The organism is Pseudonocardia nigra, assembly GCF_019396355.1.
GTDB lineage: Bacteria > Actinomycetota > Actinomycetes > Mycobacteriales > Pseudonocardiaceae > Pseudonocardia > Pseudonocardia nigra.
On record NZ_JAHKRK010000088.1, the window covers coordinates 18,895 to 27,720 of the forward strand.

Below are 8,826 nucleotides of genomic sequence, written 5' to 3' on the forward strand. Positions count from 1 at the left end.
GGTCGGTCATGCGTTGCTCCCAGCGCGCACCCCGGTCAGCCACTCCTGCGCGGCCGCGAACTCGGCGGCACCGGCACCTCCGATCGGCACGGCGGCGGCGCTCACGCCCTCCGGGTGCGCCGCCCGCCTCCCGGCCCGTGGGTAGGAGCCGAGGAACCGCACCCGGTCGCAGCGGCGGTGCAGGGCCGCGAGCGCCTCCCCCATCGCCGGCTCGGCGACGTGCCCGGTGCAGTCGAGGTGGAACCAGTACTCCGCGTGGCGGTCCTTGATGGGGCGCGACTCGATCCGCGTGAGGTCGATCCCGCGCACGGCCAACTCGGTGAGCAGCCCCAGGAGCGCCCCGGGGCGGTTCTGGGTGGTGGCGGCCAGGCTCGTGCGGTCGTACCCGGTCGGTTCGGGCAGCGGGCCCGGCGGGGCGACGAGGGCGAACCGGGTGACCGCGCCCTGGTTGTCGGCGACGTCGTCGACCAGCACGTCGAGCCCGTGCTGCTGCGCCGCGAGCGGCGCGGCGACGGCGGCGTCGAACTCGCCGCGCGCGACCTGCGCGGCCGCCTCCGCCGTGGATGTGGACAGCACCACCTCGGCGTCGGGCAGGTGGGCCGCGATCCAGCCGCGGGTCTGCGCGATCCCGTGGTTGTGGGAGGCGACCGTGCGCACATCGGCCACCGTCGTGCCGGGCCGGACCAGCACCGCGAACCGGACGGCGAGCAGTGCCTCGCGCACGATCACCAGCGGCGGGTCGGCGACCAGGCCGTCCAGCACCGCGGGCACGGCACCCTCGACGGAGTTCTCGATGGGGACGCACCCGGCATCGACGCTGCCGTCCCGCACGGCGGCCAGCACGGCGGGGCTGCCTGCGCAGGGCACCAGCTCGGCACCGGACGACTCCGGGAGCGACCGCAGCGCCTGCTCGGTGAACGTGGCGCGCGGCCCGAGGAACGCGAGTCGTCGCACGGAGGTGACCCTACTGTGACGGGTGTGTGCTCCCTTACGCTGGTTCTGGTCGCGGTGGGCGAACCGATGGCGCAGGCGTGGCGCGACCTCGCCGCCGACCGTCCCGGGCTCGTCGTGCACGTCGGCTCGATCACCGAGGTCGACGCGGACGCCGTCGTCAGCCCGGCCAACTCGTTCGGGTTCATGGCGGGCGGGATCGACGCGCTGTACGCCCGGTGGTTCCCCGGCATCTCCGACCGGGTGCGCTCGGCGAGCGGGGCCGACCGCGGCGGCGAGCTGCCCGTGGGCGAGGCCGTGATCGTCCCGACCGGCGTGGACCGGCCCACCTGGCTGATCAGCGCGCCGACGATGCGCGAGCCGGGCGAGCGCCTGCCGGCCGACGGGGCCGCCGCCCGCGCGGCCGCCACGGCGGTGCTGCGCCTGTGGCGGGACGCGGCGCTCCCGGACACCGGCACCCCGGTCCGCGAGGTCGTGCACTCCATCGCGCTTCCCGGCCTCGGCACGGGCGTGGGCGGCCTCGACCCTGCGGTCTGCGCCCGTCAGGTCGGCGCAGCCCTCGACGAGGTCATCCCGAGCCCCTGACCGCACCCGTGCCGAGAGCCGGCTCCGGCGCGCGCCAAGTGTCGGGGGTGGGGGTCGCTCAGCTGATCAGGCCGAGGTCCACCAGCTCGGTGGCGGGCACCGGCTCCTGGTCGGCCCCGCACCGCGAGAGCAGCCCGCGGATGCCCTTCACCGCTCGCTCGGACAGGTCCCCGATCTCCCCGGCGAGCGCGGCGCCGTCGGTGCTCTCGATGGCGCCGCGGACGTCCCCGTCCCCGAGCGCCCTCGCCACCGCGACGAGCAGGTTGAGGATCCCGTGCTGGGCGGTCCCGTTGCCGTTCTCGGTGCGCACGACCTGGCGCAGGCCGAGCGTGGTGAACCCGCGTCCCGCGTCGACGACCACTCGCACGAACTCCTCGACGTCCGCCGTCGAGGGCACGTCGGAGACACGCGGGCCGCCGCAGCGCAGCTTGGGGGCGCAGCCGTGCTCGGCCACCCGCCGCACGGCGTCCAGCCACATGTCCCGATCCTCGGGCTCGGCGGCCGCCGGCCTGCGCGGCTCGACCACGGCCACGACGTCCTCTGGGACGAACTCCGACACCCGCTCCAGCCACACCGCGTCGACGTCGGGGGGCGCCGCGGTTTCGATGGTGCGCGGCGTCAGCAGGCTCGACCGCGAGAACACCGTGGAGAGCGCCTTGGGCACCGCGCCGAGTCCGGTGTCGACGACCAGGGAGACCTCGACCGGGCGGGACGGGACGGAGCGCGCCAGCTCCGCGACGAGGCTCGACAGCCGGGAGACGGGACACACGAGCTGCCCCACGAGGCCGCCGTAGCGGCCGTCCCGGGCGCTGAGGTACCGCGCGACCACCACGTCGACGCCGGGGGCGGCCGACCGGGGCTGCAGGAGGCTGGTGTCGTCGACGAGCTGAGCGAACAGCGGGGGGATGGCCCACGGGTCCGCGCCTGCCGCCGTTGTCACGGTTCAGACGCTAACGGTTGGCCCAGGGCGGCCCGACAACGGGTGCTGGACAGCGAAGGACGACGTCGACTATAACTTAGCCTAACCTAATTCCGGAGGTGAAGCTGTGGGATCGACGCGGCCCCGACGACCGTCCGCCCCGACCGACGCCGAACGCGCGCGCAGCGTGGCCGCCCGTGGCGGGAGCGCATCGCTCGTCGGCACCGGCGAGCCGGCCGCCGCACCGCTCGTGCACCACGTGCGCGCCGACGGGTCCGCCGTGCTCCTGCTCGCCGACGAGGAGCCGCTGCTCGAGCGGATCCGCACCGCGGGCGACGGGGAGCTGCCCGCGATGCTCGAGCTCACCGACCACGCGCCGGTCGACCTCAGGGAGCCGGTGCGTGCGCTGCTGTGGATCACGGGCAGGCTGCGGATCCCCGGCCCGGACATCGCCCGCAGGCTCGCGCTCCAGGTGGCCGATGTCCGGGCGCACCCCGACCTGCTCCTGCTGGGCCACGGCGCCACGCTCGTCCGGCTGGATCCGGGCTCCGCGGTGCTGTCCGACGCCGAGGGCACCGCGGCGCTGGCGCCCGTGGACCTCGCGGCCGCGCAGCCCGACCCGTTCTGCCGGTACGAACAGCACTGGCTGCCCCACCTGGAGGAGGCGCACGGGGACGTGTTCGCTGCGCTCGCACGCCATCTGCCGCAGGCGCTGCGCGACGACCGGACCGCACGGGTGCGCCCGCTCGGGGTCGACCGGTGCGGCCTGCGGCTGCGGGTGGAGACCGCGGGCCGCGACCACGACGTCCGGATCGCGTGGGAGCGCGGCGTGGCGACGCTCGAGGAGCTGCGCACGCAGATGCAGCTGCTGGTGGGGTGCCCGCACCGGGGTTCGGCCCTCGGCCGCGCCGACGGCGCCCGGCCCACCGCTAGCTGACGGGGGTGCGCCCCTCCCGCACTCGCTGGGTGACCCGCCGCTCGGCCACGAACGACGCGATCGGGATGGTGCCGGCGAGCAGGATGAGCAGCGCGTCGAACGGCTTCCAGCGGCAGCGCTCGGCCAGCAGCAGCGTGCACACGATGTAGAGCATGTACAGGAAGCCGTGGGTCACGCCGACCACGGCGACCGGCCCGGGCTGGTCGAAGAAGTACTTGAGCGGCATCGCCACGAACACCAGTGCGAGCAGTCCGACACCCGTGACCCACGCGGCCACGCGGTAGTTCCGGAGGGCGGTCTCGATCGACACGGGCGTTCCTTCGGGGGGTTCAGTCGTCGGTGTGCCGAGCGGCCAGCTCGGCGAGCATGCGGTTGTAGTCCGCCAGTTCGGGGTCGTCCTCGGCGCCTGCCGCGGGGGTGGCGGACACCGGTTGCGGGCCGAACGGCGACGGGCCGTCCGCGGGGGCCGCGGCGCGTGCGACCTGGGGACCGGTCTCGGCGGCGGCGACCCGGGGCTTGGGGATCTCCAGCGCGTCCTGGTGCACGTCCGCCTGCTCGTCGTGCAGCCTGGCCGACTCCATCCGCAGTATCCGCCACCACATGTAGCCGAAGAACAGGGCGAAGACGGGCCACTGCAGCCCGTACCCCACGTTCAGCGCGGACCCCATCGCCGACCCCGCGCGCTGCCACTGCCAGACCGCGAGCCAGCCGCACGTGACCATCGCCCCGAGCGTGAGCAGGTGCCACATGATCCAGCGGGGGGAGAGGACCAGCTGCCGCACGTGGACCACACTACCCGCCCGTTAACCTGCCCGACCGTGTCCCGGCCCCGATCCCATGGCATCGCAGCGTGGCTCTCGCCGCAGTCGCCGGTGACGGCGCCGATCACCGACCCCGCCACCCGCCGGCTCGTCGGCACCGAGGTCCTGGTCGTCCTGACCGTCACGCTCGGCCTGTCCGGCCTGCGCAGCGCCCTGAGCCTGCTCGACGCGGTGCTGCAGCCGGTCCCGCTGAACGAGCAGCAGGTGGCCCTGAACGCGCCGGCCGCGCAGGCCGGGCTGGTGGACCTCGCGTTCCAGCTCACGCGCGTGCTGCAGCTCGTCGGGTGGGGAGCGCTCGGCGCCTACCTGCTCGTCCGCGCCGGGGTGGCGCTGCGCCAGGTCGGTCTGGACGCGCGCCGGCCCGGCCGGGACGCCCTCGGGTCGGCGGGGCTCGCCGCGCTGATCGGCGTGCCCGGCCTCGGGCTGTACCTCGTGGCGCGCGCGATCGGCGTCAGCGTCACGATCGCCCCGTCCACGCTGGACGACACGTGGTGGCGCCTGCCCGTGCTGATCGCATCGGCGGCGGCGAACAGCTGGGCCGAGGAGCTGGTGATGGTCGCCTACCTCATCACCCGGCTCCGGCAGCTCGGCTGGTCGGAGAACGGTTCGCTGCTCGCCCAGGCCCTGCTCCGCGGCGCATACCACCTGTACCAGGGGCTCGGCGGGTTCGTCGGGAACATCGTGATGGGGCTGGTCTTCGGCCGGGTCTGGCAGCGCACCAACCGGCTCTGGATGCTGGTCGGCGCGCACGCCCTCATCGACGTGGTGGCCTTCGCCGGGTACGCCCTCCTCGCCGGGCGGGTGAGCTGGCTCCCGTAGCCGGCGCGGACGTTGCAGCAAAGCCACTTTCACGCAACTCGGTGGCATGAAAGTGGCTTTGCTGCAATCCGGTCGTGGCGGGCGTGGCGGCGTGCGGCCCGGCAGGGCTAGCGGAGCGTGATCTGCTTGCCCGCCAGCGCGTCGCGGGCGCGGCGCTCGGCGTCGGTGAGCGGGGCGTCCTCGGCCAGCGCGGCGTCCAGCTTCGTCGCGAACGCGGCGACGGGCTCGGCCCACTCCTTGGCGTGCAGCTCGCGGTCGAGGTCCCACACCGGCACCAGCAGCCCGTGCGCCCGGAACGCACCCGCGTACCGGGTGTCGCCTGCCAGGTTCAGCTCCCCGCGGGCCTGCAGCCGGGCGAGCGCGGCGAGCAGCGCCTCCTCGGGCTCGGGGCGCACCCACCGCAGGTGGGCCTTGGACCCGGTGTCGACCCAGTAGGCGACGCGGACGCCCTCGGCGACCACGGGCTCGGTCGTCATGATCACCGCGTTCGCGCGTTCCAGGCTCGCCACCACCTCGGGGGCGGGCTCGGAGCCGTCCTCCGACGGGACGACCCACCAGCCGAAGTCCGGGTGCAGCGTCACGGCCAGCTGCGCATCGGGGTCGAGCACGTCCTGCAGGCGCACCAGGTCGGAGCCGCCCACGCCCGGCCCGACGACGGCGAGCGCATTGCCCGGCTCGGCGTCCTGGGCCCAGCGCAACGCCTTGGCCAGGTCCGCGGACAGGTCGCCGGAGCGGGTCTGCACCTGCATTCCGAGCAGGATGTGGCCGTCCGGGCGGACGAGCGCGGCCGACGCCCCGGGCAGCACGGTGGCCAGCGTGACGGGGACGTCACCGGGAGTCCGCAGCGGCAGCGGCGCGGTGGCCGACGGGAGGAACTCCCGCATCGCGACGAGGTCGCACTCCGCGGCGAGACCCTCGAACGGGCGCGTGACGATGACGTCGTCACCTGCGCCGTGACACGCCTTGAAGCGCTTCCCGGATCCGCAGGGGCAGGGACGGCGGGGGTTCTCGCCCGCGGGCACGTCCGCGCGGGCTCGTGTCTTCTTCGCCATGGTGCCGACGAGGGTAGCGGGGGGCACCCTCCGCCAGGTCGGCGACCAGGGGCGACGATGGGCCGACGACCGCACCCCGTGGAGGTTCGCCCTGTCCCCGTTCGACCCGGCCGACCCGGACTTCCTGGCCGACCCGTACCCCACCTTCGCCGCACTGCGCGCCCTTGGTCCCGTGCACGAGCACCCGCTGCTCGGCATCCCGGTGGCGGTGTCACACGCGGCCTGCTCGGAGGTGCTGCGCAGCCGCGGGCTCGGCCGGGTCTGGGCCGACGCCGAACCGGCGGCGGACTTCCCGGGCTTCAACCTGCTGCACCGGAACTCGCTGCTCGAGCAGGAGGGCCAGTCGCACGCCCGGCTGCGCGGCCTGGTGGCCGGGGCGTTCAACCGCGGGCACACGGCCCGGCTCCGGCCACGGGTGCGGGAGCTGGCCGGCCGGCTGGTGGACGAGCTCGCGGAGGGCATCCGCGCCGACGGCAGCGGCGACCTCGTGGCCGGTGTGGCCGCCGAGCTGCCGGTGGAGGTGATCGCGGAGCTGCTCGGCGTGCCCGAGCCGGCCAGGTCGGCGCTGCGGACGTGGTCGAACACGATCGTGACGATGTACGAGCCCGACCCGGGGCCGCAGCGGCGCGCCGCGGCCGAGCAGGCGTCGGCCGAGTTCGTCGCCGCGCTCCGCGAGCTCGCCACGTACCGGCGGTCGCACCCCGGCGCGGACCTGGTGACCGACCTGCTCGCCGCCGACCTCGACGCCGACGAGCTGGTCGGCACGGCGGCGCTGCTGCTGATGGCCGGGCACGAGGCCACCGTCAACGTCATCGGCAACGGGGTGCTCGCGCTGCTGCGCCACCCCGCCCAGTGGGAACGGCTGCTCGCCGACCCCGGGCTCGACGACCGCTGCGTGGAGGAGCTGATCCGCTACGACCCGCCGCTGCAGCTGTTCGAACGGACCGCGCTCGTCGACACGTCGGTGGCGGGTCACCCGGTCCCGGCGGGCACGAAGATCGCCGCGCTGCTCGGGGCCGCGGCGCGGGACCCGCAGGCGTTCGACCGCCCGGACGAGCTCGACGTCGGCAGGCGGCGCAACCCGCACCTCGGCTTCGGGGCGGGTGTCCACTACTGCCTGGGCGCCCCGCTCGCCCGCCTCGAGGTGGCCGCGACACTCGACGCGCTGCGCACCCGCCTGCCCGGGCTGCGGCTGGCGGCGGAGCCGCCCCGCCGTCCGGACTTCGTCATGCGGGGACTTCGCGAGCTCCGGGTGGCGGCCTGAGGCCGAGCAGGATCTCCCGGCGCTGCGGGCGGGCCGGCCCGAGCAGGCGGGTCAGCCGCACGATCAGCACGGCGGTGACGCCCGCAGTCACCGCGGCGAGCAGGTCGAGCACGGCGTGCAGGACGACCCCGTCGGCGCGCGCCTGCACACCCTGGCGCAGCGACCACAGCAGCACGACGGCGGACAGCACCACCCCGCCGCTCCACAGCACCCACCACGCGAACAGCAGCCGGGACGGGCGCGGGCGCAGCGATGCCGGAAGGCCGGTCGCCGTGTGCTCGATCTCGGCCAGCACCGAACCCGGGACGGCCAGGTTGAGGCCGGGAACGAGCCAGCCGAGCAGGATGTGCCGGGTCGAGCGGGACGGACGCACGCCGGCGCGGTCGGCGGCCGCCTCTGCGGCGCGCACGCTCCAGAGCACGACGAGGCCGCCGGCGATCACGGTGAGGATCGGCGCGACGGTGCCGGCCGACGCCACGAGCGCATCGGAGGCGGCGACGGCGCTCGCCGACAACGCCCCGTCCCGGCTCGCGAGCAGGAGGACGTAGCGCCACACCTCCGCCCCCGCCGCGAGCAGCGCCACCGCGGAGGTGGCCCACAGCAACGGCACGACGGTGCCCAGCAGGGCGCGCGCGGACTGCAACGGGTCGCTCGGCGCCGGCTCGGGCCCCGTCGGCGGCTCCCAACGCTGGGGCGCGAAGCCCCAGCGGGGCTGGAACGGGTACCGCGGCGGGCCGGTGTAGACCGCGCGAGTGCGCCGCCGCGCCAGTACCGCCGCCGTCGACCCAGGTGGCTCGGCGACCCATCGCAGGGCGGCGAGGTACCGGCCGCAGTAGGGGCAGAACGGCCCGTCGGCCACCGGCGCCCGTCGGCCGCATCGCGGGCAGGGCGGACCCAGCCGGGCGTTCTCCGGTGCGGCCGCGTCCATGGAGCTAGATGATCTCGGGACGGCGATCGCCGTCGGCGACCACGTCCCGGCCCTGCGCCGCCCATGACTGCATTCCGCCGTCGACGTTCACCGCCGGGTATCCCTGGCCGGCGAGGTAGGCGACGACGCGGGCGGACCGGCCGCCCGATCGGCACACGACGAAGAGCGGGTCGTCCTCCGGGATCTCGTCCATCCGCCCGGGCAGCTCGGACATCGGCAGATGACGGGCGCCGGGCGCATGCCCCGCGGCCCACTCGTCCGCCTCGCGCACGTCGAGCAGCGGCGCGTCGGCGGGCACCTCCGTGACGGGGACGGCCGGCACAGCTGGACCAGTCATGCGTGAATCCTCCCACGTCCGCACGTTACGAGCCGGTGAACAGCGACCCCCCGCGAGGCCGGAACGCACAAAAAAGTGGGTCCCCACCGACCGGCGGGGACCCACTGAATGTTGAATGTCGGCAGCGACCTACTCTCCCACACCCTGGCGAGTGCAGTACCATCGGCGCTGGAGGGCTTAGCTTCCGGGTTCGGAATGGGACCGGGCGTTACC

Annotated in this window: 11 protein-coding genes and 1 rRNA gene; 4 read left to right on the top strand and 8 right to left on the bottom strand. The window is 75.1% G+C overall.

Going from position 1 to position 8,826, the window contains the following annotated elements; all coding sequences use genetic code 11:
* Positions 1–6 precede the first annotated feature (6 nt).
* On the bottom strand, positions 7–954 hold the full coding sequence (gene pheA, locus KME75_RS21260) for a prephenate dehydratase (RefSeq protein ID WP_219416626.1): 948 nt from the start codon (positions 952–954) through the stop codon (positions 7–9).
* A 54-nt stretch (positions 955–1,008) separates the two neighbouring features.
* Here pheA and KME75_RS21265 point away from each other — a divergent pair, with 54 nt between their 5' ends.
* On the top strand, positions 1,009–1,536 hold the full coding sequence (locus KME75_RS21265) for a macro domain-containing protein (RefSeq protein ID WP_308282957.1): 528 nt from the start codon (positions 1,009–1,011) through the stop codon (positions 1,534–1,536).
* Positions 1,537–1,594: 58 nt separating this feature from the next.
* On the opposite strand, the gene KME75_RS21270 is transcribed toward KME75_RS21265, so the two are convergent.
* Positions 1,595–2,476, bottom strand: coding sequence for a hypothetical protein (locus KME75_RS21270; protein WP_219416627.1), 882 nt, complete (start codon positions 2,474–2,476; stop codon positions 1,595–1,597).
* Between the two features lie 106 nt (positions 2,477–2,582).
* On the opposite strand from KME75_RS21270, the gene KME75_RS21275 reads away from it, so the two are divergent.
* Positions 2,583–3,392, top strand: a complete 810-nt coding sequence (locus tag KME75_RS21275; protein WP_219416628.1) for a DUF2470 domain-containing protein — start codon at positions 2,583–2,585, stop codon at positions 3,390–3,392.
* Here KME75_RS21275 and KME75_RS21280 read toward each other — a convergent pair.
* Positions 3,385–3,702 carry a DUF3817 domain-containing protein gene (locus KME75_RS21280; protein ID WP_219416629.1) on the bottom strand — a complete coding sequence of 106 codons (318 nt, stop codon included), beginning with the start codon at positions 3,700–3,702 and terminating at the stop codon, positions 3,385–3,387. The genes KME75_RS21275 and KME75_RS21280 overlap by 8 nt on opposite strands.
* A 19-nt stretch (positions 3,703–3,721) precedes the next feature.
* Positions 3,722–4,174: a hypothetical protein gene (locus tag KME75_RS21285; RefSeq protein WP_219416630.1), complete on the bottom strand. Its 453-nt coding sequence runs from the start codon at positions 4,172–4,174 to the stop codon at positions 3,722–3,724.
* Positions 4,175–4,264: 90 nt separating this feature from the next.
* Between KME75_RS21285 and KME75_RS21290 the strand changes: the two genes are divergently transcribed.
* Complete coding sequence (locus KME75_RS21290) at positions 4,265–5,032, top strand: CPBP family intramembrane glutamic endopeptidase (RefSeq protein ID WP_308282959.1); 768 nt, start codon at positions 4,265–4,267, stop codon at positions 5,030–5,032.
* 107 nt (positions 5,033–5,139) lie between these two features.
* On the opposite strand, the gene KME75_RS21295 is transcribed toward KME75_RS21290, so the two are convergent.
* A complete protein-coding gene (locus KME75_RS21295) occupies positions 5,140–6,084 on the bottom strand; it encodes a DUF5926 family protein (protein WP_219416631.1) in 945 nt (314 codons plus the stop codon).
* On the opposite strand from KME75_RS21295, the gene KME75_RS21300 reads away from it, so the two are divergent.
* The gene (locus KME75_RS21300) at positions 6,083–7,348 is read left to right on the top strand and encodes a cytochrome P450 (RefSeq protein WP_219416632.1); all 1,266 of its coding nucleotides are present in this window, start codon (positions 6,083–6,085) and stop codon (positions 7,346–7,348) included. The genes KME75_RS21295 and KME75_RS21300 overlap by 2 nt on opposite strands.
* On the opposite strand, the gene KME75_RS21305 is transcribed toward KME75_RS21300, so the two are convergent.
* The 3 genes from KME75_RS21305 to rrf all read right to left on the bottom strand — a co-directional run.
* Entirely contained in the window at positions 7,311–8,276 is a 966-nt protein-coding gene (locus KME75_RS21305) for a DUF4328 domain-containing protein (RefSeq protein WP_219416633.1), read from the bottom strand. The two genes, KME75_RS21300 and KME75_RS21305, sit on opposite strands and share 38 nt — an antisense overlap.
* A gap of 4 nt (positions 8,277–8,280) precedes the next feature.
* Positions 8,281–8,613, bottom strand: a complete 333-nt coding sequence (locus KME75_RS21310; RefSeq protein ID WP_219416634.1) for a rhodanese-like domain-containing protein — start codon at positions 8,611–8,613, stop codon at positions 8,281–8,283.
* Positions 8,614–8,729: 116 nt separating this feature from the next.
* A 5S ribosomal RNA gene (rrf, locus tag KME75_RS21315) occupies positions 8,730–8,826 on the bottom strand; the annotation flags it as partial.

What these genes read in the sequence shown, in the direction of transcription:
- KME75_RS21300 (WP_219416632.1), top strand. Translation starts at nt 6,083, where the DNA reads ATGGTGCCGACGAGGGTAGCGGGGGGCACCCTCCGCCAGGTCGGCGAC.
- KME75_RS21295 (WP_219416631.1), bottom strand. Translation starts at nt 6,084, where the DNA reads ATGGCGAAGAAGACACGAGCCCGCGCGGACGTGCCCGCGGGCGAGAAC.
- KME75_RS21305 (WP_219416633.1), bottom strand. Translation starts at nt 8,276, where the DNA reads ATGGACGCGGCCGCACCGGAGAACGCCCGGCTGGGTCCGCCCTGCCCG.
- KME75_RS21310 (WP_219416634.1), bottom strand. Translation starts at nt 8,613, where the DNA reads ATGACTGGTCCAGCTGTGCCGGCCGTCCCCGTCACGGAGGTGCCCGCC.